The sequence below is a fragment of the Cognatundibacterium luofuense genome, assembly GCF_018139685.1.
In the GTDB taxonomy this organism is placed as follows: domain Bacteria; phylum Pseudomonadota; class Gammaproteobacteria; order Burkholderiales; family Burkholderiaceae_D; genus Undibacterium; species Undibacterium luofuense.
Genome location: NZ_JAGSPN010000362.1, coordinates 1 through 342, shown reverse-complemented (window position 1 = coordinate 342; position 342 = coordinate 1). Strand labels below are relative to the sequence as shown.

The window sequence follows — 342 nt, the reverse complement described above, 5'->3', positions numbered from 1 at the left end:
ACCTGACACTTGTAAATCGCCGCTGTAAGCAGTGTCAAATTCGACGCGATGACGGTCTGAGGAAATACAGTGAATAAACTGGTCTAGCGTATAGACTGACTGCTGCTCACGCGTGTAATCATCACACAGCATGGGGCCTGCCAGGCTGCAGCGGCCACGCTGCAACAAGCCCTGATGCACCAGCGTGAAGTCACTATAGCCAACAAATAATTTACCGCTTTGCGCGAGCAACTCAAAATCGATTGCGGGCAACAAACGTGACAAACCATAACTGCCGCGCAGTGCCAGCACAATATTCACGTCAGGATCACTGGCAGCCGCATGAATTTGCGCGACGCGCTG

Annotated in this window: 1 protein-coding gene; it reads right to left on the bottom strand. The window is 52.3% G+C overall.

Annotation, left to right across the window (positions count from 1 at the left end):
* Positions 1 to 342: LD-carboxypeptidase (locus KDM89_RS20790; RefSeq protein WP_212689736.1), on the bottom strand; the 342-nt coding region annotated here is incomplete at both ends.